General features: G+C 61.5%; 26 protein-coding genes. 8 read left to right on the forward strand and 18 right to left on the reverse strand.

Annotated elements, in window-relative coordinates:
- Window positions 1–71: 71 nt before the first annotated feature.
- Entirely contained in the window at window positions 72–1,271 is a 1,200-nt protein-coding gene (locus MOP87_RS15955) for a CaiB/BaiF CoA-transferase family protein (protein ID WP_242809799.1), read from the forward strand.
- A gap of 8 nt (window positions 1,272–1,279) precedes the next feature.
- On the forward strand, window positions 1,280–2,236 hold the full coding sequence (locus tag MOP87_RS15960) for a TIGR02285 family protein (RefSeq protein WP_231977378.1): 957 nt from the start codon (window positions 1,280–1,282) through the stop codon (window positions 2,234–2,236).
- A 126-nt stretch (window positions 2,237–2,362) separates the two neighbouring features.
- Here MOP87_RS15960 and MOP87_RS15965 read toward each other — a convergent pair whose 3' ends face one another.
- From MOP87_RS15965 to ffh, 12 genes are all read right to left on the reverse strand, one after another.
- Window positions 2,363–2,644, reverse strand: a complete 282-nt coding sequence (locus tag MOP87_RS15965) for a DUF3509 domain-containing protein (RefSeq protein ID WP_023534040.1) — start codon at window positions 2,642–2,644, stop codon at window positions 2,363–2,365.
- Window positions 2,645–2,713: 69 nt separating this feature from the next.
- Window positions 2,714–3,142, reverse strand: coding sequence for a histidine kinase (locus tag MOP87_RS15970; protein ID WP_242809800.1), 429 nt, complete (start codon window positions 3,140–3,142; stop codon window positions 2,714–2,716).
- A 126-nt stretch (window positions 3,143–3,268) separates the two neighbouring features.
- Complete coding sequence (thrC, locus tag MOP87_RS15975) at window positions 3,269–4,678, reverse strand: threonine synthase (protein WP_145280616.1); 1,410 nt, start codon at window positions 4,676–4,678, stop codon at window positions 3,269–3,271.
- 245 nt (window positions 4,679–4,923) lie between these two features.
- Window positions 4,924–6,228: a homoserine dehydrogenase gene (locus tag MOP87_RS15980; RefSeq protein ID WP_023534107.1), complete on the reverse strand. Its 1,305-nt coding sequence runs from the start codon at window positions 6,226–6,228 to the stop codon at window positions 4,924–4,926.
- Window positions 6,229–6,311: 83 nt separating this feature from the next.
- Complete coding sequence (locus MOP87_RS15985) at window positions 6,312–7,055, reverse strand: thioredoxin fold domain-containing protein (RefSeq protein WP_027913823.1); 744 nt, start codon at window positions 7,053–7,055, stop codon at window positions 6,312–6,314.
- Between the two features lie 154 nt (window positions 7,056–7,209).
- A complete protein-coding gene (gene xerD, locus MOP87_RS15990; RefSeq protein WP_027913822.1) occupies window positions 7,210–8,106 on the reverse strand; it encodes a site-specific tyrosine recombinase XerD in 897 nt (298 codons plus the stop codon).
- 584 nt (window positions 8,107–8,690) lie between these two features.
- Window positions 8,691–9,110 (reverse strand): acyl-CoA thioesterase, encoded by a 420-nt coding sequence (locus MOP87_RS15995; protein ID WP_027913821.1) that lies wholly within the window; start codon window positions 9,108–9,110, stop codon window positions 8,691–8,693.
- Between the two features lie 93 nt (window positions 9,111–9,203).
- On the reverse strand, window positions 9,204–9,554 hold the full coding sequence (gene rplS / locus MOP87_RS16000) for a 50S ribosomal protein L19 (RefSeq protein WP_023533640.1): 351 nt from the start codon (window positions 9,552–9,554) through the stop codon (window positions 9,204–9,206).
- A 41-nt stretch (window positions 9,555–9,595) separates the two neighbouring features.
- Window positions 9,596–10,348 carry a tRNA (guanosine(37)-N1)-methyltransferase TrmD gene (trmD, locus tag MOP87_RS16005; RefSeq protein WP_023533658.1) on the reverse strand — a complete coding sequence of 251 codons (753 nt, stop codon included), beginning with the start codon at window positions 10,346–10,348 and terminating at the stop codon, window positions 9,596–9,598.
- Between the two features lie 3 nt (window positions 10,349–10,351).
- Window positions 10,352–10,888, reverse strand: coding sequence for a ribosome maturation factor RimM (gene rimM / locus MOP87_RS16010; protein WP_027913820.1), 537 nt, complete (start codon window positions 10,886–10,888; stop codon window positions 10,352–10,354).
- Window positions 10,889–10,893: 5 nt separating this feature from the next.
- On the reverse strand, window positions 10,894–11,145 hold the full coding sequence (gene rpsP, locus MOP87_RS16015; RefSeq protein ID WP_023533649.1) for a 30S ribosomal protein S16: 252 nt from the start codon (window positions 11,143–11,145) through the stop codon (window positions 10,894–10,896).
- 239 nt (window positions 11,146–11,384) lie between these two features.
- The gene (ffh, locus tag MOP87_RS16020; RefSeq protein ID WP_023533651.1) at window positions 11,385–12,761 is read right to left on the reverse strand and encodes a signal recognition particle protein; all 1,377 of its coding nucleotides are present in this window, start codon (window positions 12,759–12,761) and stop codon (window positions 11,385–11,387) included.
- Window positions 12,762–13,012: 251 nt separating this feature from the next.
- Here ffh and MOP87_RS16025 point away from each other — a divergent pair, with 251 nt between their 5' ends.
- From MOP87_RS16025 to MOP87_RS16035, 3 genes are all read left to right on the forward strand, one after another.
- Window positions 13,013–13,822, forward strand: coding sequence for an inner membrane protein YpjD (locus tag MOP87_RS16025; RefSeq protein WP_027913819.1), 810 nt, complete (start codon window positions 13,013–13,015; stop codon window positions 13,820–13,822).
- Window positions 13,823–13,831: 9 nt separating this feature from the next.
- A complete protein-coding gene (locus tag MOP87_RS16030) occupies window positions 13,832–15,031 on the forward strand; it encodes a transporter associated domain-containing protein (RefSeq protein WP_028686919.1) in 1,200 nt (399 codons plus the stop codon).
- Window positions 15,032–15,311: 280 nt separating this feature from the next.
- Window positions 15,312–16,610 (forward strand): MFS transporter, encoded by a 1,299-nt coding sequence (locus MOP87_RS16035; RefSeq protein WP_027913817.1) that lies wholly within the window; start codon window positions 15,312–15,314, stop codon window positions 16,608–16,610.
- A 61-nt stretch (window positions 16,611–16,671) separates the two neighbouring features.
- Here the strand turns inward: MOP87_RS16035 and purT are convergent, their stop codons facing one another.
- From purT to MOP87_RS16060, 5 genes are all read right to left on the reverse strand, one after another.
- Window positions 16,672–17,853 (reverse strand): formate-dependent phosphoribosylglycinamide formyltransferase, encoded by a 1,182-nt coding sequence (purT, locus tag MOP87_RS16040; protein ID WP_128610236.1) that lies wholly within the window; start codon window positions 17,851–17,853, stop codon window positions 16,672–16,674.
- 76 nt (window positions 17,854–17,929) lie between these two features.
- Window positions 17,930–18,397, reverse strand: coding sequence for a VUT family protein (locus MOP87_RS16045; protein WP_023533643.1), 468 nt, complete (start codon window positions 18,395–18,397; stop codon window positions 17,930–17,932).
- Window positions 18,398–18,464: 67 nt separating this feature from the next.
- Window positions 18,465–18,659 carry a DUF1289 domain-containing protein gene (locus tag MOP87_RS16050; RefSeq protein WP_023533645.1) on the reverse strand — a complete coding sequence of 65 codons (195 nt, stop codon included), beginning with the start codon at window positions 18,657–18,659 and terminating at the stop codon, window positions 18,465–18,467.
- Window positions 18,652–19,176 carry a gamma carbonic anhydrase family protein gene (locus MOP87_RS16055; RefSeq protein WP_104926485.1) on the reverse strand — a complete coding sequence of 175 codons (525 nt, stop codon included), beginning with the start codon at window positions 19,174–19,176 and terminating at the stop codon, window positions 18,652–18,654. The genes MOP87_RS16050 and MOP87_RS16055 overlap by 8 nt, the downstream gene beginning before the upstream one ends.
- Window positions 19,173–19,829: a CoA pyrophosphatase gene (locus MOP87_RS16060; RefSeq protein ID WP_225806658.1), complete on the reverse strand. Its 657-nt coding sequence runs from the start codon at window positions 19,827–19,829 to the stop codon at window positions 19,173–19,175. The genes MOP87_RS16055 and MOP87_RS16060 overlap by 4 nt, the downstream gene beginning before the upstream one ends.
- 114 nt (window positions 19,830–19,943) lie before the next feature.
- Between MOP87_RS16060 and MOP87_RS16065 the strand changes: the two genes are divergently transcribed.
- The 3 genes from MOP87_RS16065 to MOP87_RS16075 all read left to right on the forward strand — a co-directional run bounded on the left by MOP87_RS16065 (window position 19,944) and on the right by MOP87_RS16075 (window position 23,645).
- Window positions 19,944–20,498, forward strand: coding sequence for an NUDIX hydrolase (locus MOP87_RS16065; protein WP_028686922.1), 555 nt, complete (start codon window positions 19,944–19,946; stop codon window positions 20,496–20,498).
- An 82-nt stretch (window positions 20,499–20,580) separates the two neighbouring features.
- Window positions 20,581–21,135: a L,D-transpeptidase family protein gene (locus MOP87_RS16070; RefSeq protein WP_023533642.1), complete on the forward strand. Its 555-nt coding sequence runs from the start codon at window positions 20,581–20,583 to the stop codon at window positions 21,133–21,135.
- Window positions 21,136–21,584: 449 nt separating this feature from the next.
- Window positions 21,585–23,645 carry a PhoX family phosphatase gene (locus MOP87_RS16075; RefSeq protein ID WP_242809801.1) on the forward strand — a complete coding sequence of 687 codons (2,061 nt, stop codon included), beginning with the start codon at window positions 21,585–21,587 and terminating at the stop codon, window positions 23,643–23,645.
- 2,047 nt (window positions 23,646–25,692) lie between these two features.
- Here the strand turns inward: MOP87_RS16075 and MOP87_RS16080 are convergent.
- Window positions 25,693–26,004, reverse strand: a complete 312-nt coding sequence (locus tag MOP87_RS16080) for an NGG1p interacting factor 3 protein, NIF3 (RefSeq protein ID WP_027913812.1) — start codon at window positions 26,002–26,004, stop codon at window positions 25,693–25,695.
- Between the last annotated feature and the right edge of the window lie 3 nt (window positions 26,005–26,007).

Raw genomic sequence — 26,007 nt, forward strand, 5'->3', positions numbered from 1 at the left:
CGCCGCGGCAGTATCTGCCGCATCGCAGCTGTGATAAAAACACCGCTCTTCATAGCTGCCACGGATGCCCCATGTCGACGTCAAGCAAACCCCTCGCCGGCCTTAAAGTGGTCGAGCTCGGCACCTTGATCGCCGGGCCATTCGCATCGCGCATCTGCGCCGAATTCGGCGCCGAGGTGGTCAAGGTGGAATCGCCCGACGGCGGCGACCCGTTGCGCAAGTGGCGCAAGCTTTACGAGGGCACCTCGCTGTGGTGGTTCGTGCAGGCGCGCAACAAGCGCTCGCTCACCCTCAATCTCAAGCACCCCGACGGGCGCGACGTCCTGCGCAAACTGCTGGCCGAGGCGGACATCCTGATCGAAAACTTCCGTCCGGGCGTGCTCGAGAAGCTCGGTTTTGGCTGGGACGTGCTCCATGCGCTCAACCCACGGCTGGTCATGGTGCGCCTGTCAGGCTTCGGCCAGACCGGGCCCATGAAGGAGCAACCAGGCTTTGGCGCGGTGGGCGAGTCCATGGGTGGCTTGCGTTACATCACTGGGTTCGAGGATCGCCCGCCCGTGCGCACCGGTATTTCCATCGGCGACTCCATTGCGGCGTTGTGGGCGGTGATCGGCGCACTGATGGCCCTGCGTCATCGCGAGGTCAACGGGGGTTTGGGCCAGGTGGTCGACGTGGCGCTGTACGAGGCCATCTTCGCCATGATGGAGAGCATGGTGCCGGAGTTCGACGTCTTCGGTTTCATCCGCGAGCGCACGGGCAACATCATGCCGGGCATCACGCCCTCCTCCATCCATACCAGCGCAGACGGCAAGCATGTACAGATCGGCGCCAATGGCGATGCCATCTTCAGGCGCCTGATGTTGACCATCGGCCGTAGCGACCTGGCCGAGGACCCGAGCCTGGCCAGCAATGACGGGCGAGACCTGCGCCGCGATGAGCTGTACGGGGTCATCGATCGCTGGGCCAACGGATTGCCACTGGAGCAGCTTATGCAGGCCCTGACCGCAGCCGAGGTGCCGGCCAGCCGCATTTACTCGGCCGAAGACATGTTCAGCGACCCTCAGTACCTGGCGCGCGAGATGCTTCTGGAGGCGCGCCTGCCCGATGGCAAGGCAGTGCGCATGCCGGGCATCGTCCCAAAGCTATCCGACACCCCAGGCTCTGCCGATTGGGTCGGGCCAGCACTGGGCGAACACACCGACGAGCTGCTAAGCCAGCTGGGCTATGATGCGGCCGCCGTCGCCGCCCTGCGTCAGGCGGGCGCTGTCTGAGCCTGTCGCTGTTCCATTGCCTGCGCCCCGTTAGGTTGGCATGGACGGGTGCCCTACTGGCTGCACTGCTGAGCGTGCCATCAAGCGCTCAGGAGCGGTTGCTGTGGCTGGTGCGCGATCTGCCACCGTTCAGCGTATCCGAGGGCCCGGAAGAAGGTCGTGGGGTGATCGACCAGCTGTTACCGCAGCTGATCCAGCAGATGCCCGAATATGCCCACAGCACCGTGCGGGTCAATCGTGCGCGTGGCTTGCAGATGCTGCAGGACAGCAGCAGCCTGACCTGTGATCCGATGCTGCTGTGGACTGCCGAGCGCGCTCGCTATGTGCGCTTTTCCATCCCGTTGCTGGGCGTGCAAACCAGCGGCCTGGTCGTGCGCAAGGAAAACCACGCCCTGGTGGCGCCCCACCTCGACGGTGAGGCGGTCGATCTTCAAGGCCTGCTGAGCGACCCATCGCTACGCCTTGGGGTAGTGGCAGAGCGCAGTTACGGGGCTGTGATCGACGATACGCTGAGCCACTTGCCAGATGCCTCCGTCAGCCGGCACTACGGCACGCAGGCCACCGCCAACCTGCTGCAGATGCAGCGCTTGGGCCGACTGCGCCTGGTGCTCGGCTACTGGCCGGAAGTTCGCTATCTGATCCAGCAACAGGGCGGATCGCCTGCTGACTACCAATTTCACCCGGTTCAGGGTGTGAAGCCCTACCAATTCCTGCATGTAGGCTGCTCGGCCAGCCCGCAAGGGCAAGCCGCCATGGCCCACATCGATCAGGTCTTGACCCAGCTGCGCCAGACGGTGCTACCGAACCTGTATGCGCATTGGCTCGACCTCGCTCAGCGGGCGGACTACCTTGAACACAGTCGCGCTTTCTTCAGCGAGCACACGGCGGCACACGCCGAACGCCCTGAACAGGACGAGCGCCACGCCGCTGGGCCGATCAACCTTCAAGATCCCCAACCCAGATAAAAAGAAACCCCGGACGCTGGGGAAGAACGTCCGGGGTCAAGCGAAAGCCCTTGGGCTTCCAGCGACAGCAGTGGCCATGCGGGAGCAAAGCAGTGGCCGGCTGTACTGATCAATCTGATGACTCGCTCAGGCAAAGGTTCCCTGAGGTTGCTGACGCTGCTGCAATGCAGCAATCACGCAAGGTTGCAGCCGCCCTTCGGCGATCTGCAGATCACGATGCAGACCATCGACCATGTCCACCAGCAGACGTTGCTCCTGCAATTGACGCTCGCTGACCGTGCGCTGTAATACCACCCTGGCCAGGTGGTCGTGGACGGTCAATTGCCGGTTACCGTGGCTATCGGCCAGGCCCAAGTGCGCCTGGTAAGGGGTGAGGGCTTGGTTGAGCAGTCTGCAGATTCGTTCCATCCGGATTACTCGCTTGATTGATGAGTTGTAAGGAGCAGACCTGCAAGCGAAGCGGAAAGTTCTAACCCTTCATGCTGTTGAATGCGCCGTCGGTGCGTTGATGGGTTGCGACCTTTCACGTTCGGACGGGCTTGGCAGTATTTGCAACACCCTTCGCAGGGCCGGGGAAGACAATGGCCATGGCAACTCCGCAATGACTTGCAAGCCAAAACCGCGGGCCTGATCAGCCAGGTTGCGTCGCCGGGCACCTGCCTGACCGACGAACAGCACCGGGCAGGCCATCGGTAGCCGCTTGAGTATCGCAATGCCTGTGCGGGTGGGCATGGCATGGTCGAAAATCAATAAATCCGGGGAGAATGCGCCCGAAAGGCACGCGTCGAGCTCGGCCTTGTCCTGACAGACCCGCACCCGAAACACGCCCTGGGCATTGAGGGCCTGGTGCAGAAGGATCTGGTGGGACGGGCGCACCTGATGAATCAGTACATGGGGCTGTTGCATGAGCCGCTCCTGCTGGGAGGACCGGCTAATCTAGGCGCGATGACGATCGGCCAGAATAGGATTTTTCTGAATTAATGCATCGAAACCACTGAGGCTCCGGATCGGCCCGACCCGGAGCCTGCAAGGTCAGAGCGGCTTGCCGCGATTGCCGTGCTGGCTGACGAAGCCTTGTACTGCCTTGAGGTCATTGGGCAATACGGTGCATCGCTCTTCACGGCTGAACAGGTCGCTCATGTGCACGGGCAATTCAAGCGCCTTGCCAACGCCTGCCTGCTCGACCGCTTCAGGGAACTTGACCGGGTGTGCGGTACCCAGCACAACCATGGGCGTATCCAGGCTACGGCGGCACTCGCGACCGGCCTTGACGCCGATGGCCGTGTGCGGGTCCAGCACCTCGCCGGTCGTCTCAAACACCTCGGCGATGGTCTGGCAGGTCTGTTCATCGGTGACGGCCAGCGAATCGAAGAGCTTGCGCGCCTCGGTCCAGCGGTCCTGTTCGACGCTGAAGCCGCCGCCTTGGCGGAAGTTGGCCATCAACTCGGCAATCGACGCGCCGTTGCGACCGTGCAGATCGAACAGCAGGCGCTCGAAGTTGGACGAAACCATGATGTCCATCGACGGCGACAAGGTGGCGTGCAACTGCTCCTTGACGTACTGGTTGCCGCTCATGAAGCGGTGCAGGATGTCGTTGCGGTTGGTGGCCACCACCAGCTGGCTGATCGGCAGGCCCATGTTGCGTGCCAGGTAGCCTGCGAAGATATCGCCGAAGTTGCCGGTGGGCACCGAGAAGGCCACCGAACGGGCCGGGCCGCCAAGCTGCAGGGCTGCGTGGAAGTAGTAGACGATCTGGGCCATGATCCGTGCCCAGTTGATCGAATTGACAGCTACCAGGCGGGTGCCCTTGAGGAACGACTGGTCGGCGAAGCTCGCCTTGACCATTTCCTGGCAGTCATCGAAGTTGCCTTCGATGGCGATGTTGTGGATGTTCTCGCCGAAGAGGGTCGTCATCTGCCGACGCTGCACTTCCGAAACCCGCTGGTGCGGGTGCAGGATGAAGATGTCGACATTGTCGCACCGACGGCAACCTTCGATGGCCGCAGAGCCGGTGTCGCCGCTGGTGGCACCGATGATCACCACACGCTCGTTACGCTTGACCAGCACGTGGTCGAGCAAGCGACCGAGCAGTTGCAAGGCGAAATCCTTGAATGCCAGGGTCGGCCCGTGGAACAGCTCAAGCACCCACTCGTTGCTGTTGAGCTGGCGCAGCGGGGCAACGGCAGCATGGGCGAATTCGCCGTAGGTTTCTTCGAGAATTTTCTTGAAGTCGGCATCGGCGATGCTGCCCTCGACGAACGGGCGCATGACGCGGAAGGCCAGCTCGTGGTACGGCAGGCCCGCCCAGGATGCGATTTCTTCCTGGGTGAAACGTGGCAGGTTTTCCGGGACGTACAGGCCACCGTCGGTAGCCAGGCCGGCGAGCAATACGTCTTCGAAGTTCAGGGCCGGTGCCTGGCCGCGGGTACTGATATAGCGCATGGGACAAACCTTTGGTTTGAGCGGCAAGCCTGGTTTACCCGCAGCAGAAAAGGGCCGGAGGCCTCGTTCCTGGGCGGCACGCCTTGGCTTGCCGTGACTATAGGGTGTTCTAAAGCCCCTACGCTGCGTACGGCTGCAGCGTAGGGGGTGTCGCTGGGGCTCTGTGCGAGAAGCCCCGGTACTCGGTCACGCATGTCCGAAAACAGCATTGCCGGACGTTCGTCACAAGGCTGTTCAGGCCAACCCTAGTTGAGCTGCTCGACGCGAATGCGCACGACCTGGCCTACTACATCCTGCAGGGCCTCGAGGGCAACGATAGCGTCGTTGATGCCCTGCTCCACCACCCGGTGGGTCAACAGGATCATCGGCACCAGGCCGTCTTGCTCTTCGGCTTCCTTTTGCATGATCGATTCGATGTTGATGCCACGCTCGGACAGAATGCTCGCCACCTGGGCCAGCACCCCTGGATGATCCTTGGCCTGAATACGCAGGTAATAGGCGCTCTCGCAGGCTTCGATCGGCAGGATCGGGTGCGCCGACAGCGAATCGGGCTGGAACGCCAGGTGGGGTACGCGGTTTTCCGGGTCAGAGGTCATGGCACGGACCACGTCCACCAGGTCACCCACCACCGAGGAGGCGGTTGGTTCCATTCCTGCGCCTGCACCGTAGTACAACGTCGAGCCGGCGGCGTCGCCGTTGACCATCACGGCATTCATCACCCCATTGACGTTGGCAATCAGGCGGTCGGCCGGAATCAGCGTCGGGTGCACGCGCAACTCGATACCTTCGGCGGTACGGCGTGCCATGCCCAGGTGCTTGATGCGGTAGCCCAGGGCTTCGGCGTAGTTCACGTCCGCCGTGGTCAGCTGGGTGATGCCTTCGGTGTAGGCCTTGTCGAACTGCAGCGGAATGCCGAACGCGATCGATGCCAGGATGGTCAGCTTGTGCGCCGCGTCGATGCCTTCGACGTCGAACGTCGGGTCAGCTTCGGCATAGCCAAGCGCCTGGGCTTCGGCCAGCACATCCGGGAAGGCACGGCCTTTTTCGCGCATTTCGGTGAGGATGAAATTGCCGGTACCGTTGATGATCCCCGCCAGCCAGTTGATACGGTTGGCCGACAGGCCCTCCCGAATGGCCTTGATTACCGGGATGCCGCCGGCCACAGCTGCTTCGAAGGCGACGATCACGCCCTTTTCACGGGCTCTGGCGAAGATTTCGTTGCCATGCACGGCGATCAGCGCCTTGTTGGCGGTGACCACGTGCTTGCCGTTCTCGATGGCCTTGAGCACCAGGTCGCGGGCCACGGTGTAGCCCCCAATGAGCTCGATGACGATATCGATCTCGGGGTTGCTCGCGACTTCGAACACATCAGCGGTAATGGGGGTACCGGTAATCTGGCAGTTCGGGTTCTGCGAGCGCATGGCGATCTGTGCCACTTCAATACCGCGCCCGGCACGGCGGGCAATCTCCTCGGCGTTGCGCTGAAGTACATTGAAGGTTCCGCCACCGACGGTCCCCAACCCACAGATGCCTACTTTGACCGGTTTCACTGTGAACTCCCCATTGAACGGCCGACACCTTTGCCGACCGTGAAACATGCCGTCACCCCATGACGACGGCGTATAGAACTGTATTACTTGGCAAGCGCCAGCTTGGCGACCTGCGGTGCAGGCTGGTAACCCGGAATCACCTGGCCATTTTCGAGCACGATGGCCGGTGTACCGTTGACGCCGATCGACTGCCCCAGCTGGAACTGCTTGCTGACCGGGTTGGTGCACTTGGCTGCCTTGATTTCATCACCCTCGACCATCTTGTCCATGGCTTTGCGACGGTCGCTGGAGCACCACACCGCCTGCAATTGCTGGTCGCCGGCCGAGCCCAGGCCCTGACGCGGGAAGGCGACGTAACGCACTTCGATACCGCGGCGGTTGAGTTCGGGCACTTCGGCATGCAGCTTGTGGCAGTACGGGCACGTGGTGTCGGTGAAGACGGTGATATGGGACTTGGTTTCGCCCTTGGCCGGATACACCACCATCTCACCTGCCGGAATGCCATTGATGAGCTTGGCTATGCCCAGGCGCTCGGCTTTTTCGGTCAGGTTGACGGGCTTGCCGTCCTGGATCTGGAACAGGTAGCCCTGCATCACGAACTGGCCATCGGCGCTGGCGTACAGCACACGCCCGCCTTGCAGCTTGACTTCGTACAGGCCGCTGACCGGGCTGCTGGCCACGCTCTCGACAGGCACTTCCAGGGACAGGTTCTGCAATGACTTGCGAATGGCCTGCTCGGCGCCGACTGGCGTATCGGGCGCCGCAGCCACGGCAAAGGTGCTGGCCAGCGCCAAGGCGGCGGCGGCGAAAAACGGGGTCACGCGCATGGATACTCCTGAGGGCGGACAGGGGCCGCAGAGCGTCACCTGAGTAAAACGACGAGGTGACTGGGCGGCCCTTGGTGCTAACCGCCCAAGCCTACCACATCACGCCTGGCTTGAAGCCGCCGCAGACTGCCGGTTGGGCGAACATGAAAAACATTCATCCGCGTGGATGGTGCTCGGCGTGCAGTTGCTGCAACCGTGCCTTGGCCACGTGGGTGTAGATCTGCGTGGTCGACAAATCGCTGTGGCCCAGCAACAGCTGCACCACGCGAAGGTCCGCACCGTGGTTGAGCAGGTGCGTGGCGAATGCGTGTCGCAGCGTATGCGGCGACAAGGCCTTGTCGATGCCCGCCATCTGGGCATGGTGCTTGATGCGATGCCAGAAGGTCTGCCGGGTCATCTGCTCGCCGCGCAGGCTAGGGAACAGCACATCGCTGGGACGGCCGTTGAGCAATTCGGCACGGCCGTGGCGCAGGTAGCGCTCCAGCCACACCACCGCCTCCTCGCCCATGGGCACCAGCCGCTCCTTGCTGCCTTTGCCCATCACCCTGAGTACGCCCTGGCGCAGATTGACCTGATCGAGCGTGAGGCTGACCAGCTCGGTGACGCGCAGGCCGCAGGCATACAGCACTTCGAGCATGGCGCGGTCGCGCTGGCCGATGGCCTCGCCAAGCTCCGGGGCTTGCAACAAGGCTTCCACATCGGCCTCGGACAGCGACTTGGGCAGCGGCTTGCCCAGTTGTGGCATGTCTACCTGAAGCGTCGGGTCGATGGCGATGAGCTTTTCGCGCAGCAGGTAGCGGAAGAAACCGCGTAGCCCGGACAGGAAACGTGCGGTCGAGCGCGGCTTGTAGCCTTGGTCCAGACGCCAGGCCAGGTGGTCGAGAATCAGTTCGCGGCCCGCATCGGGGAGGTTGACCGAGTGTGCTTGTAGCCAGCCGTTGAACAGGGCGAGGTCGCTGCGGTAAGAGGTGCGAGTATTGTCGGACAATCCCTTTTCGAGCCACAGGGCGTCCAGGAATTGATCGATGAGCGGGTGGTCCAGGGCGGGCATGCTGGGGGCTATTTGCGGCTGTGGGGGCGGTAGTGTTTCATAGCGATTGGCGGGTTGTCTGTATTTGGGGTGGGCTGGCTTGCAGTGCTTATCGAGGTTCGCGGGTTTTTTATGGACCGGCGGCGAAGGGGCGCGGTGAGATTAAATAGTCGGTATGAACGTTTGAGCGCCTAAACGCCTTGGGGCCTTGGCGCCTTAGCTTGGGCGTATGTGGCAAGTTGGTATTCATTGGCGAGGGGGCGCACAGTCACCCTTCCGCCCTTACGGCGGCTCACTTTTTGTCTTGGCAAAAAGTAAGCAAAAACCGCCTGCTCCTATCATCCGGCCCCTGCGCTGCGCTCCGGGGTTCCCTCGCTCCGGGCTTGCTCCCGGGAGGACCGCGCTGCAGGCCCCATCCTGGGGCCCAGCGCTTGACAGCCATCCATGCCTGTCACCTCCCTGCGCTCGGCCTCCTGAAGTCGCGATCTGCGGCGCCTGGGCTACCGCGCGCTTAGAAGCAAAAGCTAAAGCAACGGCACTGGCACTGGCACTGGCAAGAAGCCTGTCGAATTTCGTGCGGGAGCGGCGCTCCGGCGACGCCTTGCCTATGCGGGTTTTGATATTTCCTGCAGTACCGGTACCGGACGTTTGTCTTCGTCGATGGCAACGAAACTGAAGACGCCGTGAATCGCCCGCTCCCGGCCATCGAGGTACATGTTTTCGACGAAGACATCCACCTGCACCTGCAAGCTGGTATTGCCTACCTTGATCACCGTACCCACCAGCTCGACGATTGAGCCCGCCGGGATCGGGTGCTTGAAGTCGATGCGATCGGTGGAAACAGTCACCAACGGCAAGCGGCAGAAACGCGTGGCCGCGATGAAGGACACTTCGTCCATCCACGCCAGGGCCGTGCCACCGAACAAGGTGTTGTGATGGTTGGTGGTGTTGGGGAACACCGCCTTGGTCACGCGGGTGACCGAAAGCTCGGTGCGGCGCTGAATTTCCTGGTCTCGGGTGGTCATGGCTGTCACCTGTACGAAGTTCAAAACGCAAAAAAGCAGCCCGAAGGCTGCTTCTTTCTCGCTAGGCGACCTGGGCCGCCGGGCAAACTGTACTCAGGACAGTTTTTCCTTGATGCGAGCGGCTTTGCCGGACAGATCGCGCAGGTAGTACAGCTTGGCTTTACGCACGTCACCACGACGTTTCACGGCCAGGCTGTCGATCTGTGGGCTGAAGGTCTGGAAGGTACGCTCTACACCAACGCCGCTGGAGATCTTGCGCACGGTGAAGGCGCTGTTCAGACCACGGTTGCGCTTGGCGATAACGACGCCTTCGAACGCCTGCAGACGGGAACGCTCACCTTCCTTCACTTTAACCTGAACGACAACGGTGTCGCCGGGTGCGAAGGTCGGGATTTCCTTGCTCATCTGCTCGGCTTCGAGCTGCTGGATGATCTTGTTGGTCATGCTGTGCTCCTAAGATGGATCGTGATCCACCATCGATACGTTTAACTATCGTCCCGCTCGTGGAGGTATTCCTCGAGCAGCTTCTTCTCTTCTCCAGAAAGCGAGCGACTTTCCAGAAGATCGGCGCGTCGTTCGAAGGTCCTACCAAGGGACTGCTTCATTCTCCAACGCCGGATGTGTGCATGGTTGCCACTAAGCAACACGTCGGGAACACGCTGATCCGCATACACCTCAGGTCGGGTGTAGTGCGGGCAATCAAGCAGACCATCGGTGAAAGAGTCTTCTTCCGCCGAGTCCACATGCCCTAAAGCTCCGGGCAGCAGCCGTGTAACCGCATCGATCAGTACCATGGCCGGCAGCTCGCCACCGGAAAGCACATAGTCGCCAATCGACCACTCCTCATCGACATGAGCTTCAATGAAACGCTCGTCGATGCCTTCATAACGACCGGCGATCAGGATCAATGATTCCTGTTCGGCCAGGCCTTTGACCGCCTGCTGAGTCAGCTTGCGGCCTTGTGGCGAGAGATAGATCACCTTCGCCGCAGCTCCGGTTGCCTGCCTGGCGTTGACCAGGGCATCTTCCAGAGGCTTGATTTTCATCACCATGCCAGGACCACCGCCAAACGGCCGATCATCTACCGTATGGTGACGATCTGTGGTGTAGTCCCGCGGGTTCCAGCACGTTACCTGAAGCAACCCCTGTTTCACCGCGCGGCTGGTAATGCCGTACTCCGTGATGGCCGAAAACATCTCGGGGAACAACGTGATGACGTCTACGCGAAGGTTACCCATCGATTAGAAGTCCGCGTCCCACTCAACCCGCATCACGCCTGCATCCAGGTCGATATCGAGCACGCATTGCGCCGTATAGGGCAACAAACGCTCGCGATCATCCAGGCTGCCTGCACACGGCTTGACCACCATTACATCGTTCGCACCGGTCTCCAACAGATGATCGACCTTGCCGAACAGGTGTTCGTCCTGGTTGATGACCTTCAGACCTACCAACTGGTACCAGTAGTACTCATCGGCGGCCAGGTTGGGCAAAAGGCTCCGCGCAATGCAGATTTCGTAACCGCTCAGAAGACGGGCTTCGTCACGATCCTCGAGACCTTTCAGTTTCACGACCAGGCCCTTTTGGGAGCCACGACCGCTGACCAGCTCGACCTGCTTTACCTTGCCTTCGTGCCGAAGCGTCCAGCTTGGATAATCCAACAGGTTTTCAATCGGATCGGTAAAGGAATACACCTTCACCTCGCCGCGAACGCCGTGAACCGAAAAAATCTTGCCAACGACGATGAGGTCGTCAGCCTTTTCTGGCGTCGCGTTCATATTGCTCAGGCGGCAGCCTTGGCAGCGTCCTTCAGCAGCTGAGCAACACGCTCAGACGGCTGTGCGCCCTGGCTCAGCCAGTAGGTGACGCGCTCTTGGTTGACCGACAGCTTGACTTCGGCGCCAGCAGCGATCGGGTTGAAGAAACCTACGCGCTCAACGAAACGGCCGTCACGGGCGTTACGCGAGTTGGTCACGGTCAGGTGGTAGAAAGGGCGCTTTTTCGAGCCGCCACGGGCCAGACGAATGGTTACCATGTGAACATCGTTCCTATAGTCGGTGCTGCAGTTGGTACTGCAAATCTGAATGCCAAATAGGCACACGGGTGCCCAAAAGGCCGCATATTCTCAAGGAATACACGGACATTTGCAAATGACTTTTTCGGTCGAAGCTTGCCCGACCGTCCAGACTTGCTGCGTAAGCCGCGAAAATCGCGACCGTTGTCCCGCTTGCGCGGGGTGAGGGGCCGGCACGAAGACGGCCTGCCCCGAAAACTTCACAGCTTGGGCATGCCGCCGCCCGGCAGCATGCCGCCGAGCCCTCGCATCATCTTGGCCATGCCGCCTTTGCTGGAGAACTTCTTCATCATCTTCTGCATCTGCTTGTGCTGCTTGATCAGCCGGCCGATGTCCTGCACCTGGGTACCGGAGCCTAGGGCAATGCGGCGCTTGCGCGAGCCGCTGATCAGGTCGGGATCGCGGCGCTCGGCCGGCGTCATGGAGTTGATGATCGCCTCCATCTGCTTGAACTGCTTCTCGGCAGCGCCCTGGGCATTGCCCATCTGCGACAGGTTGACGCCGCCGATGCTCGGCAGCTTGTCCATCAGCCCGCCCAGGCCGCCCATGTTCTTCATCTGCTGAAGCTGGTCACGGAAGTCTTCAAGGTCGAAGCCCTTGCCCTTCTTCAGTTTCTTGGCCAGCTTGTCGGCCTTGGCCTTGTCGATGGTCTGCTCGGCCTGCTCGATCAGGCTGAGCACGTCGCCCATGCCCAGGATGCGCGAGGCCACCCGGTCGGGGTGGAACGGCTCGAGCGCTTCGCTCTTCTCGCCCATGCCGATGAACTTGATCGGCTTGCCGGTGATGGCGCGCACCGACAGCGCCGCACCACCACGCGCATCACCATCGACCTTGGTCAGCACCACGCCGGTCAACGGCAAGGCTTCCCCGAACGCCTTGGCGGTGTTGGCGGCGTCCTGGCCGGTCATGGCATCGACCACGAACAACGTTTCGATGGGCTTGACCGCGGCGTGCAGGGCCTTGATCTCGTCCATCATGTCGGCGTCGATGTGCAGACGGCCTGCGGTATCGACGATGACCACATCGATGAACTTGAGCTTGGCTTCGCGAATGGCGGCTTCGGCGATGGCGACCGGCTTCTGGCTGATGTCGGACGGGAAGAAGGTGACGCCGATGTCGTTGGCCAGGGTCTCGAGCTGCTTGATAGCCGCGGGACGATAGACGTCGGCAGACACCACCATCACGCTCTTTTTCTTGCGCTCTTTAAGGAAGCGCGCCAGCTTGCCGGCGGTGGTGGTCTTGCCCGCACCTTGCAGGCCGGCCATCAGCACCACGGCAGGCGGGGCGGCATTGAGCGCCAGGTCCTCGTTGGCCGCCCCCATCAGGCTTTCGAGTTCGGCCTGGACGATCTTGACGAAGGCCTGGCCTGGGGTGAGGCTGCGCGACACTTCTGTGCCGACGGCACGCTCCTTCACGCTGTTGACGAAATCCTTCACCACCGGCAGGGCAACGTCGGCCTCGAGCAGGGCCATGCGCACTTCGCGCAGCGTGTCCTTGATGTTGTCTTCGGTCAGCTTGGCCTTGCCGGTGACATGGCGCAGCGTCTGTGACAGGCGGTCGGTCAGGTTTTCGAACATGATGATCCTTTCTGGCCCAGTAAAAGCCGAGGTTGTCAGGCGCCCGCGGGGAAATGCACACCCGCCAGGCACAGCAAGGCGGCGATTATAGCGAAGTGAAGCGACCGCGCACACCTTCAGTGGCACTCGCCAGTCGCGACGTGGGTTTGCCCCGTGCCTGCGCCGCCTCCGCCTTGCGCGCCCGTCAGTCTTCCTAGAGCGGCGCGGTTTATGCCAAACTCCGTCTCTTTAAGGCTCGCCCACCAGGACTTATGGTCTCCTCTCCCAGCCTCATCCCCAACCTGATTGCCGCTGCGCTCTACATCGTCGCGGCCATCTACCAGGGCTCATCCCTGGCCAAGGGCCGCAAGATCGACAAACGGCTACCCGGTCTGTTGGGCACCATTGCCGTGATCGCCCAGGGCGGTGCGCTGTTCTTCCAGCTGATCACCCCGCTTGGCCTGAGCCTGGATTTCTTCAGTGCCGCCAGCCTGATCGCCGTGGCCGTCATCGCCCTGACCTTGCTGGCATGCCTGCGCATCCCGGTGGAGAACCTGCTGGTGCTGTTGTTCCCGCTCGGTGCGGTCACTGCGCTGCTGGCCCAATTCGCGCCGCCGGGGACCGTGCCGCTGATCGATGAGGAACCGGGCATTCTTGCCCATATCCTCTTGTCGATTCTGGCCTACGGGCTGTTCACCATCGCCGTGTTCCAGTCGTTGCTGTTGCTGGTCCAGGATCATCAACTCAAGCACAAGCACCCCTCAGGCCTGATTCGAAACTTCCCGCCACTGCAAACCATGGAAAGCCTGCTGTTCGGCTTTCTCTGGGCAGGCTGGTGCCTGCTGTCCCTGTCGCTGGTGTCCGGCTGGTTGTTCCTTGACAACCTGTTCGCCCAGCACCTGGTGCACAAGACGTTGCTGGCCTGCGTGGCCTGGGTTGTGTTCAGCGTATTGTTGTGGGGGCGTACCCGCCTGGGCTGGCGGGGCCACAAGGCCATCCGCTGGACCCTGGCAGGCTTCTGCCTGCTGATGCTGGCCTATTTCGGCAGCAAGCTGGTTCGCGAATTCATCCTGCACATCTGACGGCCTTACATGAACATCCTGCCGTACGCACCTCTTCTCGGCACCTCGGCAATCGCCCTGCTGTGGTCTGCACTGCTCACCGCCATCGAGACCGCACGCCTGCACACGATGGTGTCGGGCGGCGAGAATGACAGCCCACCCAAGCTCTCGGGCCCTGCCCTGGTCCTGGGCGCCAGCCTGGGCAAATGGCTGGTGCTGGCGCTGGCCTGCCTGATCGGGCTGCGCCAAGGCGGTGACAATGGCCTGTGGCAGGCAGGCCTTGCTGCCGCTGCCGTTCTGTTGGTGTTCGCCGAGTACCTGCCGCGTCGCCTGGCCAGACGCAACCCGCACGTCTTCGTCAGCCTGGGCGCCTTGCTCAAGCCGCCACTGGTACTGCTGCAACCGCTGGCCGGTGTACTCGACGGCTGCGCCAAGCTGCTGCTGCGCCCACTGCGCAAGCAGCCCGCCGCAGTCGCCCTGCACCCCGAGCAAGCCGACGCCTTCGAGGACGACGAGCACCCGGAAACACCACGACGGGGCTTGCTCGACGGCATCCAGTCGCTGGACAAGATCACCGTCAACGACATTCTGGTGCCGCGCAACGAGGTCGATGGCATCAACCTCGACGAGCCGATCGCGCGCATCATCGAGCAACTGATCGTCAGCCGTCACACCCGTTTGCCGGTGTATCACAACGACATCAACCAGGTTGAAGCCATCCTCAACACCAAGCTGATCAGCCACTTGTTGCCGCAGGCCGAGCTGACCCTCGAAGCACTGCGCCAGGCGTGCTACGAGCCCTATTTCGTGCCCGAAAGCACGCCCTTGAACCTGCAGTTGCTCAATTTCCACAAGCAGCAGCGGCGCCTGGGCGTGGTGGTGGATGAGTACGGTGAAGTACTGGGTATCGTCACCCTGGAGGACATTCTCGAGGAAATCGTCGGCGAGTTCGAAGATGACCAGAGCCTGGGCAATCCCCATGTGCACAAGCAGCCTGACGGTACCTATGTCATCGACGGCACGGCCTCGCTGCGGGAGATCAACCGCAGCTTGGGTTGGCACCTGCCGTGCGATGGCGGACCAAAGACCCTCAACGGCCTTGTGACCGAAGCGTTGGAAAGCATCCCGGAGAGTGCGGTGTGCCTGAAAATCGGCCGCTATCGCCTGGAAATCCTTGAAACCGAAGACAATTGCGCCAGCAAGGTACTGGTATGGACGGCAACCCGATAGCTATACTCGGGCAACGCTTACCCAGCCCTGCCGTCCCGCCTGCTACCCGCACTCGGCGCTCCACGGTCAGTCCGCTTCGCTGAAACGCCCTGCGGCCCTGCTTCACCATCCTGAGCAGTGTCCGCCCGCCCCTATCCCCTTGGGCTATCGTCAGCCAGGCGAACACAACAACAATCGCGCCAGCGCCATGCGAACCGCTGTTCAGCCGGCTGCAATCGGTGTGTCCGTTGCAAGCTGACAGAGCACCATGGCGTTGCCCCAGACTGCCAGGGACCTTTGAATGACAACCAGCACCTACGCCGGCGCACCTGCCGCGCCGGTCAACTCGCCCGCGCGGGTTGCCACTGCCAGCTTCATCGGCACCGCCATCGAGTTCTACGATTTCTATGTCTACGCCACGGCAGCCGCATTGGTCATCGGGCCGGTGTTCTTCCCGTCCGGGTCCGGCACTGCCCAGATGCTGGCGGCCTTCCTGACCTTTGGCATCGCCTTTCTGGCCAGGCCACTGGGCTCAGCACTGTTCGGTCACTTCGGCGACCGTATCGGACGCAAGTCCACCCTGGTTGCCTCACTGCTATTGATGGGCGTTTCCACCACCGCCATCGGCGTTTTGCCGGGGTATGACAGCATTGGTGTGTGGGCACCGATCATCCTTTGCCTGTTGCGCTTTGGCCAAGGGCTGGGGCTGGGCGGCGAATGGGGCGGTGCGGCACTGCTGGCCACCGAAAATGCACCGCACGGTAAACGGGCGTGGTTCGGGATGTTCCCACAACTAGGCCCTTCGATCGGGTTTCTGGCAGCCAATGGCCTGTTCCTCACGTTGGCACTGACGCTTAGCGACGAACAGTTCCGCGAGTGGGGCTGGCGCATACCGTTTCTGCTCAGCGCCGCCCTGGTCCTGGTGGGGCTGTATGTGCGCCTGAAGCTGGAGGAAAGCCCGGTGTTCGCCAAGGCGGTGGCCCGCCAGGAGCGCGTGAAGCTGCCGGTGGTGGACCTGTTCGCCAAGCACTGGCGCCCGACCTTGCTCGGTGCCGCCGCCATGGTGGTGTGCTACGCACTGTTCTACATCTCCACCGTCTTTTCCTTGAGCTACGGCGTAAGCACGCTGGGCTACAGCCGTGAAACGTTCCTGGGGCTGTTGTGCTTTGCGGTGGTGTTCATGGCCTTGGCGACGCCGCTGTCGGCCTGGCTCAGCGATCGCTACGGGCGCAAGCCTGTCCTGATCGTCGGCGGCCTGCTGGCCGTGGCTTCGGGCTTCACCATGGAACCGCTGCTGACCTCGGGTTCGACCACGGGCGTGGCGCTGTTCCTGGCCATCGAGTTGTTCCTGATGGGCGTGACCTTCGCGCCGATGGGCGCCTTGCTGCCAGAGCTGTTCCCGACCCATGTGCGTTATACCGGCGCTTCGGCAGCCTATAACCTGGGCGGTATCGTGGGCGCGTCGGCAGCGCCGTTCTTCGCTCAGAAGCTGGTGAGCATGGGCGGCCTGAGTTGGGTGGGCGGGTATGTTTCAGCGGCGGCCGTGATCAGCTTGATTGCCGTGCTGTGCCTGAAGGAGACGCGCAATACCGAGCTCTAGGACGCTCAGGGTGGCCTCATAGCAGGAGCGTTGGGGCCGCCTGAGCGGCCCCAACGGCCTATCAGAACTCTACTTGCACGGCCTGGGCCGCACGGGTCGCCTTGGCGCGCGCTGCTTCGATGGATTCGTCACGGGCCAGGCAAACACCCATACGACGAGTGCCGCTGATCTCAGGCTTGCCAAACAGGCGGATCGCGGTATCCGGCTCGCTCAGCGCAGCGCCGAGATTGGTGAAGGCGGTCTGCTGTGAGTGCCCCTGCGGCAGGATGACAGCCGAAGCACTAGGACCGAATTGGCGCACCACCGGAATCGGCAACCCGAGAATGGCGCGGGCATGCAGGGCAAACTGCGACAGGTCCTGGGAGATCAGGGTGACGAGGCCGGTGTCGTGCGGGCGTGGCGACACCTCGCTGAACCAGACCTGATCGCCCTTGACGAACAGCTCGACACCGAACAGCCCACGCCCGCCCAGGGCGTCGGTGACCGCCTTGGCAACCCGCTGCGACTCGGCCAGCGCCTTGGGGGTCATGGCCTGCGGCTGCCAGGACTCCTGGTAGTCGCCTTTTTCCTGACGGTGCCCAACCGGTTCGAGGAAGGTGGTGCCCCCGACATGACGCACGGTCAGCAGGGTGATCTCGTAATCGAAATCGATGAAACCTTCGACGATCACCCGCCCCTTGCCGGCGCGCCCACCTTCCTGTGCGTAGGCCCAGGCGCTCTGCAGGTCGGCATCGCTGCGCAGAAGGCTCTGCCCCTTGCCGGACGAGCTCATCACAGGCTTGACCACGCAGGGGTAGCCCACATCGGCGACAGCCACGGCATAGTCTTCGTAGGTGTCGGCAAAGTGGTAGGGCGAGGTGGGCAGGTCCAGTTCTTCGGCAGCCAGACGACGAATGCCTTCACGGTTCATGGTCAGTTGCGTGGCGCGTGCAGTGGGCACCACGTTGAAGCCTTCGTTTTCCAGCTCCACCAGCGTGGCGGTGGCGATGGCTTCGATTTCCGGCACGATGTAATGCGGCTTCTCGGCCTCGATGACAGCGCGCAGCGCCACCCCATCGAGCATGTTGACCACGTGGCTGCGGTGGGCCACCTGCATGGCCGGCGCGTCGGCGTAACGGTCGACGGCGATCACTTCCACACCCAGGCGCTGGAGCTCGATCACCACTTCCTTACCCAACTCGCCACAGCCACAGAGCAGTACACGGGTCGCGGTCGGCGACAGGGGGGTTCCGATACGGGTCATTTCAGGTCCTCGAAGGCATCCGGGGCCGCGCCTGACTCGGCACCACCCGCTGAAAAAGGACCGCTATTCTACACCATCAGCCCGCCACGGCAGCCCGTCGGGCGCGAAATGCCATGGCCAGCCAGACGGCCGTGACGCCGGCGAACTTCGACGCCATGGCGGTACCGATGACCATGGGTGTGAGCGCACCGATCATGCCGAAGAAGATGAACGTATCGACCGGGATGCTCAAGGCCGAGCTCAACCACAGCCGGTCGCGCAGCGGGCGTCGGGTGACGCTGAAGACCAGCCAGTCGATCAGCTCGGAGACGAAGAACGCCGTGGCGCTGGCCAGGGCGATAGCGGGTTCGGAGGTGACGTAGGACAGCACCAGGGCCGCCAGCATGGCCACCAGTGCCCCATGCCCGAAACGGGTCTGCACCATGTCGCGCAGGATGAAGACCAGGCCACCCCAGGCGGACCAGATGACGTCCAGGTGCGGGGCGCTGGAGAAGGCGTAGTTGATCAGCACGACACTGCTGATATAGGCAATCAGAAAGAGCATGGCGGGTAGTCTTTGGGCAAGCGGCACAGATTACCGTCGCCCGCCCTGGGAGGCAACCGCAGGACAGCTAGAGCACCAGCCCGGCTTCGGTAGCGCGCTCGTGGCAGCGCCTGAGCACCCCACGCCGCTCGTCGTTGCTCATCCGGCCCCACTGGCCGATCTCTGCAACGCTGCGCTGGCAGCCGGTACAGATATCCTGCTCGTCCAGGGCACAGATATTGACGCAGGGGGACGCCACGGGGCGCTCGCTCACCTCACTCATCGTCGGGCACCAGTTCCTTTGCGTAGCGCTGGGCGTTATGGACATAGTGCGCTGCGCTGGCCTCGAGCATGCGTTTCTGTTGCTCGGTCAGCTCGCGCACCACCTTGCCGGGCGAGCCCATGACCAGAGAGCCATCGGGAATTTCCTTGCCCTCGGCAATCAGGGCATTGGCGCCGATGATGCAGTGCTTGCCAATACGCGCACCATTGAGCACGACGGCATTGATGCCAATCAGGCTGTAGTCGCCCACCGTGCAGCCATGAAGCATGGCGTTATGCCCAACGGTCACACCTTTGCCCAGGGTCAGGGGCGAGCCCATGTCGGTATGCATCACGGTGCCGTCCTGCACGTTGCTACCTTCACCGATGTCGATCAGCTCGTTGTCGCCACGCAGCACAGCGCTGAACCAGACGCTGGCATGGGCCTGGAGACGGACATTGCCGATGAGCGTGGCGTTGGGCGCGGCCCAGCTGGTGGGATGAGTCTCGACCCGCAGGTCGCCCAGGCGATATTTCATGGTTGCTCCTCAGGCTGGGGTGCAGATGGCAGGGTGGGCCCTGCTCGTTTGTCGGTAGGACGTACAGGGGGATGGTGCAGGGAGATTCCGGCGTCGAACAACAGGTTGACCAGTTCGACGATCATGATTGCCGACAGCCCCCAGATCTTGTATTCGCCGTAGCGGTAACTGGGCACATACCAGCTGCGGCCCTGGTAATCGATGCGGTGGGTATGGTCACGTGGGTCCTGGCGAAAGAACTCCAGCGGAACAGTGAACACCGCCGCGATCTCGGCATCGTTGGGGCGGTATTCGACGAAGTCGGGAATGACGCCGACGTACGGCGTTACCTTGAGGCCATGCAGAGATATCAGGGGGCTGAGCGGGCCAAGCACCTCTACCAACCCCGGCGGCAGGCCAATTTCTTCTTCAGCCTCGCGCAGGGCGGTGAAGACCAGGTCCGGGTCTTCGGGATCGCGCCGGCCACCCGGGAATGCGACTTCGCCACCGTGGGTCGAAAGCCCCTTGGCACGCAGGGTCAGCACGAGCTCAGGCACTTCGCTGCGGGTAATGGGCAAGAGTACCGCCGCTTCCGGGAACCGCCGATCCGATTCCAGGGTTGCAGGTTGGTGGTTGCTCATTCGGCGAAGTAGCTCGTCCAGCATCGCGCTCACTCGTATCCAAGGCCTGCCCTGCATGATGCACGAAAGCCGTCAGCCACCCAACCCCTGCTGCTTGCGGCGACCGACCCGCCGCGCCAAGATAGGCCACGACAAAAGGAAGCCTCCATGAATTTCTGCAGTGCGTGCGGTCAGCCGGTCATCGAGCAGATCCCCCAGGGCGACACACGGTTGCGGTACGTCTGCCCCGCGTGCCACACCATCCACTACCAGAACCCCAACGTGGTGGCCGGTGTACTGCCTACCCATGGCAGCCGAGTGCTGCTGTGCCGCCGCGCCATCGAGCCGCGCCGTGGTTTCTGGACATTGCCAGCCGGCTTCATGGAAAACGGCGAGACGCTCGACCAGGCCGCCCGTCGCGAGACCATCGAAGAAGCCTGCGCGCGTGTAGGCTCGATGACGCTGTACCAGCTGTTCGATTTGCCGCACATCAACCAGGTGCATGTCTTCTTTCGCGCCGAGCTGGCGGACCTTGAGTTTGCCGTCGGGGTCGAGAGCCTGGAAGTAAGGCTGTTCGAGGAGCATGAGATCCCCTGGGATGCCCTGGCTTTCCGGACCGTGGCGCGGACATTAGAATGCTACTATCGCGACCGAATCGAGCAGCAGTTCCCCATAGGCCATGAATACCTGCCGCCGATGAACGTGTCGCCCACACCCCGTTAGGGTTTACGAAATGCCGCCCGGTGATGATTACCGCCGCGGGCCTTTCGCGAAGCCCGGCACAGAGCCTTCAGGATATTGCTACATGCGCTGGTTGCTTGCCCTCCTCTGCCTTGGCGTTGCCTCGATGTCCCAGGCGGCCTACACCGAAACCATCATCCGCAAACCGGTCTCGGCGGTGCAGACGGGTTCGCCTGCGCAACCGGCCGTGCAGCCTCAGGTCGACAAGGTACTGGTCATCAAGTCCGAGCGTCGCCTGCAACTGATCAGCCGCGGCGAGCCAATCAAGACCTACCGCATTTCCCTGGGCAAGCAACCGAAGGGCCCCAAGCAGCGCGAAGGCGACAAGAAAACCCCGGAAGGCTTCTACTGGCTGGACTGGCGCAAGCAGAGCGAGCGCTTCAACCTGGCCATGCACATCGACTACCCCAACGTCAGCGATGCGGCCCGGGCCAGCCAGGCAGGCGTGAAGGCCGGCAGCATGATCATGATCCACGGCACGCCGATCAATGACGAATACCCCGAGTGGTATTTCCATACGCTGGACTGGACAGACGGCTGTATCGCCATGCGTAACCGCGACATGCAAGAAGTCTGGAGCCTGGTGCGCGATGGCACGATGATCGAGATTCGGCCCTGATTTAGCGCAATTCATCTGTTTTTGCAGGAAAGACCCACCTATTTGCTGGAACCTGCCTGACAGTGTCTTAGGCACGGGACGGCATCCAAGTGAATGCAGCGGCTTAAAGCATCCACGCAATCGGGTACGAGGCCCGTACCGCATCGCATGCCGTGCAAGGGGCGTTGCCCAGATCAACGCGCTGCTCTAGGTCACCACCGAAGGCTGCCCAGGGCTGAAACGCGGTGGATCCTGGGCTGATCCGCACCAGTAGGCATAACCGCTCTGAGCAGTGGGCATCGAGCCTGGGCGCCAGGCGCCACTTAGCAACCTTGCGAGGGCGCCCTTCTTCGAGGCTCCTGCCAGATACACCACAGGGTTGCAACGTCCGTTCATGGTTCTGCAAACGAAATATCACAATTGCCCACTAGAGTGCGGTCTGGATCAATTCTGCAACCCAAGGACATGTGATGAGTCGTGATACCGGCGACAACCTGGACCGAAACCCCGGCACCAACACGGCCATGGCCACTGTCATGGACATTTACCTGAGCCGACGCAGTGTGATGCGCGGCGGTCTGGCCGCCGCCGTCACCTTGATCGCCGGCACCGGCTTGGGCGGTTGTGTCAATGGGGCTGAGATTCGCAGGCCTGCCGGCCCTGGTGTGTCGGCCAGCGGTAACGCTGCCAGGTCAGGGCTGACGCTGGGCTTCGACTCGATCCCCGGGTCACGCACCGATGCGTGCACCATTGCCAAGGGCTATCGTGCACGCGTCCTGGCCCCCTGGGGAACACCACTCAACCGGAAAGCCGCGCCCTGGAAGCCTGACGGCAGCAATACCGCTGTCGACCAGGCCAACGCCATGGGCATGCACCATGACGGCATGCATTTCTTCCCCATCGATGGCAGCTCGGATGATGGCCTGTTAGCCATTAACTTCGAGTACATCGACCCTGCAGCTTTGCACCCGGCCGGCCCCACCAGGGCAGCTAACGGCAAGCGGCCGCCAGAAGAAGTTCGCAAGGAAATCAACGCACATGGCGCTGGCGTGGTACGCCTGCGCAACGTGCATGGCCACTGGCAGGTGGTGGAGAACGATCCACTGAACCGGCGTTTCACCACCGCCTCGCCCATGCACATCAGCGGCCCGCTGCGCGGCACCGCTCATGTCAAGACCCCATACTCCACTGCCGGCACCCACTGCCGTGGCACCAACAACAACTGTGGCAATGGCTACACGCCTTGGGGCACCTACCTCACCTGCGAAGAGAACTGGCCAGGCATTTTCGTCAACCACGGTACGTGCCCGGAGGATCAGCGCCGCTTGGGCGTGGCCACCTCCAGCAGCCAGTACCAGTGGGAAAGCGCCGCGGGTGATAGCGGTGAAGACGCTGGCGAGTTTGCCAGATTCGATGTAACGGCCAAAGGCACCAGTGCACTGGAGGATTACCGCAACGAAGCCAGTACTTACGGCTACATCGTCGAAATCGACCCGTATGACCGCACCACCCTGGCCACCAAGCGCACGGCGCTGGGTCGCTTTCGTCACGAAGGCTGTGCACCGGGCGTGCCAGTCGCTGGCAAGCCTCTGGTCTGGTACATGGGTGACGATTCGAACAACGAATACCTTTACAAGTGGGTGTCGCAGGCACCGTGGGACCCCGCCGACGCTCAGGCTGCCAACCGCCTGACCACAGGGGCCAAGTACCTCGACCACGGCACGCTGTACGTGGCTCGCTTCGAGGCCGATGGCACGGGGGTATGGTTACCGCTGGACGTGCTTACCCCTACCACCGAGGGTGGCACGCTGGGTGCGCGCTTTGGTGACCTGCCGGGCATCTTGCTCAATACCCGTGGCGCTGCCGACGCCGTGGGCGCTACGCCGATGGATCGGCCGGAGTGGACCACTGTCAATCCGCTCAACGGCGATGTGTACCTCACACTGACCAATAACAGTACGCGCACGCCGGACAAGGTCGACGCGGTCAATCCACGCGGGCCCAACCGTCATGGCCATATCATTCGCTGGCATGACAGCGACGATCACCTGCGCTTGACCTGGGACATCTTCGTGTTTGGCGCCAATGCGGGCGGTGGGGCCGAGATCAACCGTTCTGGACTGACGGAACTCAACCAGTTCGCCAGCCCTGACGGGATGCGATTCGATAGTCGCGGGGTGCTGTGGTTCGAGACGGACAACAGTGAGTCGACGGTCAGTGACTACACCAACGACCAGCTGTTGGCGGTGATTCCAGGTCTGCTGGTGGATGCGGCGGGGCGGCAGGTGCCGGTCAATGGGCAGAACCAAGGGGGGTTGCGGCGGTTTTTCGTGGGGCCCAACGGGTGTGAGGTGACGGGGATTGCGTTTACGCCGGATAACAGGACGTTGTTTGTCAATATTCAGCATCCGGGGAATTGGCCAGTTTCGGAGGATGCTACCGAGGGGGCTGTTGGGGGGAAGCGGGTTAGGCCGCGGTCTTCCACGGTGGTGATTCAGCGGGAGGATGGGGGGGAGATTGGGACGGTTTGATTGGGTTCTGGGGGGGACTACGTAGGTTATTCAACCTTAAGTTTCAAGTTCCAGATTCTATAGTCCATGTTTTATGTTTTATGTTTTATGTTTTATGTTTTATGTTTTATGTTTTATGTGAGATAGGAGTTTTGCGGGGGCGCTTGTATCGATTAGATATTCAGTGGCGGGGGTGGCGCACAGTCACCTTTCCGCCCTTACGGCGGCTCACTTTTTGTCTTGTCAAAAAGTAAGCAAAAACCGCCTGCTCCTATCATCCGGCCCCTCCGCTACGCTCCGGGGTTCCCTCGCTCCGGGCTTGCTCCCGGGAGGACCGCGCTGCAGGCCCCATCCTGGGGCCCAGCGCTTGACGGGCATCCATGCCCGTCACCTCCCTCCGCAAGCCCTGCGCTCGGCCTCCTGAAGTCGCGATCTGCGGCGCCTGAACTACCGTGCGCTTAGAAGCAACAGCAACAGCAACAGCAACAGCAACAGCAACAGCAACAGCAACAGCAACAGCAGGCTGTAAACTTAATGTAGTTATTTAATGTGCGTGCATCATTTAAATATTACTCGATATCCATGTGAGAGCGGTCCATCGCGGCGCAAGGCCGCTCCTACAGGACATGTATAACTATGTGCGGCGCTTGATCTTGATCTTGCTTTTGATCTTCGCGACTTCAGAAGGCCGAACGCAGGTCTTGCGGAGGGAGGTGACAGGCATGGATGCCTGTCAAGCGCTGGGCCCCAGGATGGGGCCTACAGCGCGGTCCTCCCGGGAGCAAGACCGGAGTGAGGGAACCCCGAAGCGCAGCGTAGGGGCCGTATGAACGGAGCGCAGCCTTTTTTGGTTACTTTTTGTGGCGTTTGACAAAAAGTAACTCGCCGTAAGGGCGAAAAGGTGATTAAGCGTCGCCATCGCAAATGGACTATGCGCTCTATCAATACCCACACCAACCCAATCAAACTTCAACTTCAACTTCAACTTCAACTTCAACCTTCAACCTTCAACCTTCAAACTTCAAACTTCAAACTTCAAACTTCAAACTTCAAACTTCAAACTTCAAACTTCAAACTTCAAAGCATTGGCACATATATCGAGTTGGTATTCATTGGCGCGGGTGGCGCACAGTCACCCTTCCGCCCTTACGGCGGCTCACTTTTTGTCTTGTCAAAAAGTAAGCAAAAACCGCCTGCTCCTATCATCCGGCCCCTACGCTACGCTTCGGGGTTCCCTCGCTCCGGGCTTGCTCCCGGGAGGACCGCGCTGCAGGCCCCATCCTGGGGCCCAGCGCTTGACGGGCATCCATGCCCGTCACCTCCCTCCGCAAGCCCTGCGCTCGGCCTCCTGAAGTCGCGATCTGCGGCGCCTGAACTACCGTGCGCTTAGAAGCAACAGCAACAGCAACAGCAACAGCAACAGCAACAGCAACAGCAACAGCAGGCTGTAAACTTAATGTAGTTATTTAATGCGCGCGCATCATTTAAATATTACTCGATATCCATGTGAGAGCGGCCCATCGCGGCGCAAGGCCGCTCCTACAGGACATGTATAACTATGTGCGGCGCTCGATCTTGATCTTGATCTTGATCTTGATCTTGATCTTGATCTTGATCTTGATCTTCGCGACTTCAGAAGGCCGAACGCAGGTCTTGCGGAGGGAGGTGACAGGCATGGATGCCTGTCAAGCGCTGGGCCCCAGGATGGGGCCTACAGCGCGGTCCTCCCGGGAGCAAGACCGGAGTGAGGGAACCCCGAAGCGCAGCGTAGGGGCAGTATGAATGGAGCGCAGCGTTTTTTGGTTACTTTTTGTCGCGTTTGACAAAAAGTGACTCGCCGTAAGGGCGAAAAGGTGATTAAGCGTCGCCATCGCAAATGGACTGAACACTTTATCAACACCCACACCTAAGCATTCAAGTTCTAAATATATAACTCAGAACTCAGAACTCAGAACTTAGAACTTAGAACTTAGAACTTCCACATCATCAGGCAGGATATCGAAACCCATCAAAACTCCCGACCCAACCTGTAAGAGGCTAACTCACCCCTCACCCACCACGACGAGCATTAAAAGTCCACCAACCGATAAACCTCATAGGCCGGCGTCTCATACGGATGACTCTGCTTGAGCGCAGCAACAACCTGACGAATCAGGTCATCGCCCACCACAAGCTCCACCCTCCACTCCTCCACCACCTCGACCTGACCCGCCCGCCCAAGAAACGGCGAACTGCCGTCCAATGGACGAAACTGGCCCTGGCCCAAGGTCTGCCAAGCACAGTGGTCATAATCACCCATGTGCCCACCACCTGCGGCGAACACAGCAGCCTTGACCACCTCCACATGGCTGGCAGGGACGAAGAAGGCGAGCTTGTACACGCC

The organism is Pseudomonas sp. I3-I5, from assembly GCF_022699445.1.
GTDB classification, from domain to species: domain Bacteria; phylum Pseudomonadota; class Gammaproteobacteria; order Pseudomonadales; family Pseudomonadaceae; genus Aquipseudomonas; species Aquipseudomonas fulva.

Bases quoted from the DNA above. Each gene is read 5' to 3' on its own strand.
- ffh (WP_023533651.1), bottom strand. From the start codon at position 12,761: ATGTTCGAAAACCTGACCGACCGCCTGTCACAGACGCTGCGCCATGTC.
- MOP87_RS16075 (WP_242809801.1), top strand. From the start codon at position 21,585: ATGAGTCGTGATACCGGCGACAACCTGGACCGAAACCCCGGCACCAAC.
- MOP87_RS15995 (WP_027913821.1), bottom strand. From the start codon at position 9,110: ATGACCACCCGAGACCAGGAAATTCAGCGCCGCACCGAGCTTTCGGTC.
- MOP87_RS15965 (WP_023534040.1), bottom strand. From the start codon at position 2,644: ATGGAACGAATCTGCAGACTGCTCAACCAAGCCCTCACCCCTTACCAG.
- MOP87_RS16045 (WP_023533643.1), bottom strand. From the start codon at position 18,397: ATGCTCTTTCTGATTGCCTATATCAGCAGTGTCGTGCTGATCAACTAC.
- rpsP (WP_023533649.1), bottom strand. From the start codon at position 11,145: ATGGTAACCATTCGTCTGGCCCGTGGCGGCTCGAAAAAGCGCCCTTTC.
- MOP87_RS16070 (WP_023533642.1), top strand. From the start codon at position 20,581: ATGCGCTGGTTGCTTGCCCTCCTCTGCCTTGGCGTTGCCTCGATGTCC.
- MOP87_RS16035 (WP_027913817.1), top strand. From the start codon at position 15,312: ATGACAACCAGCACCTACGCCGGCGCACCTGCCGCGCCGGTCAACTCG.
- rimM (WP_027913820.1), bottom strand. From the start codon at position 10,888: ATGAACGCGACGCCAGAAAAGGCTGACGACCTCATCGTCGTTGGCAAG.
- MOP87_RS16065 (WP_028686922.1), top strand. From the start codon at position 19,944: ATGAATTTCTGCAGTGCGTGCGGTCAGCCGGTCATCGAGCAGATCCCC.
- MOP87_RS15955 (WP_242809799.1), top strand. From the start codon at position 72: ATGTCGACGTCAAGCAAACCCCTCGCCGGCCTTAAAGTGGTCGAGCTC.
- MOP87_RS16030 (WP_028686919.1), top strand. From the start codon at position 13,832: ATGAACATCCTGCCGTACGCACCTCTTCTCGGCACCTCGGCAATCGCC.
- rplS (WP_023533640.1), bottom strand. From the start codon at position 9,554: ATGACCAACAAGATCATCCAGCAGCTCGAAGCCGAGCAGATGAGCAAG.
- xerD (WP_027913822.1), bottom strand. From the start codon at position 8,106: ATGCCCGCCCTGGACCACCCGCTCATCGATCAATTCCTGGACGCCCTG.
- thrC (WP_145280616.1), bottom strand. From the start codon at position 4,678: ATGCGCTATATCAGTACCCGCGGCCAGGCACCGGCCCTGAACTTCGAA.
- MOP87_RS15970 (WP_242809800.1), bottom strand. From the start codon at position 3,142: ATGCAACAGCCCCATGTACTGATTCATCAGGTGCGCCCGTCCCACCAG.
- MOP87_RS16050 (WP_023533645.1), bottom strand. From the start codon at position 18,659: ATGAGTGAGGTGAGCGAGCGCCCCGTGGCGTCCCCCTGCGTCAATATC.
- purT (WP_128610236.1), bottom strand. From the start codon at position 17,853: ATGACCCGTATCGGAACCCCCCTGTCGCCGACCGCGACCCGTGTACTG.
- MOP87_RS15985 (WP_027913823.1), bottom strand. From the start codon at position 7,055: ATGCGCGTGACCCCGTTTTTCGCCGCCGCCGCCTTGGCGCTGGCCAGC.
- MOP87_RS16055 (WP_104926485.1), bottom strand. From the start codon at position 19,176: ATGAAATATCGCCTGGGCGACCTGCGGGTCGAGACTCATCCCACCAGC.
- trmD (WP_023533658.1), bottom strand. From the start codon at position 10,348: ATGGGTAACCTTCGCGTAGACGTCATCACGTTGTTCCCCGAGATGTTT.
- MOP87_RS16025 (WP_027913819.1), top strand. From the start codon at position 13,013: ATGGTCTCCTCTCCCAGCCTCATCCCCAACCTGATTGCCGCTGCGCTC.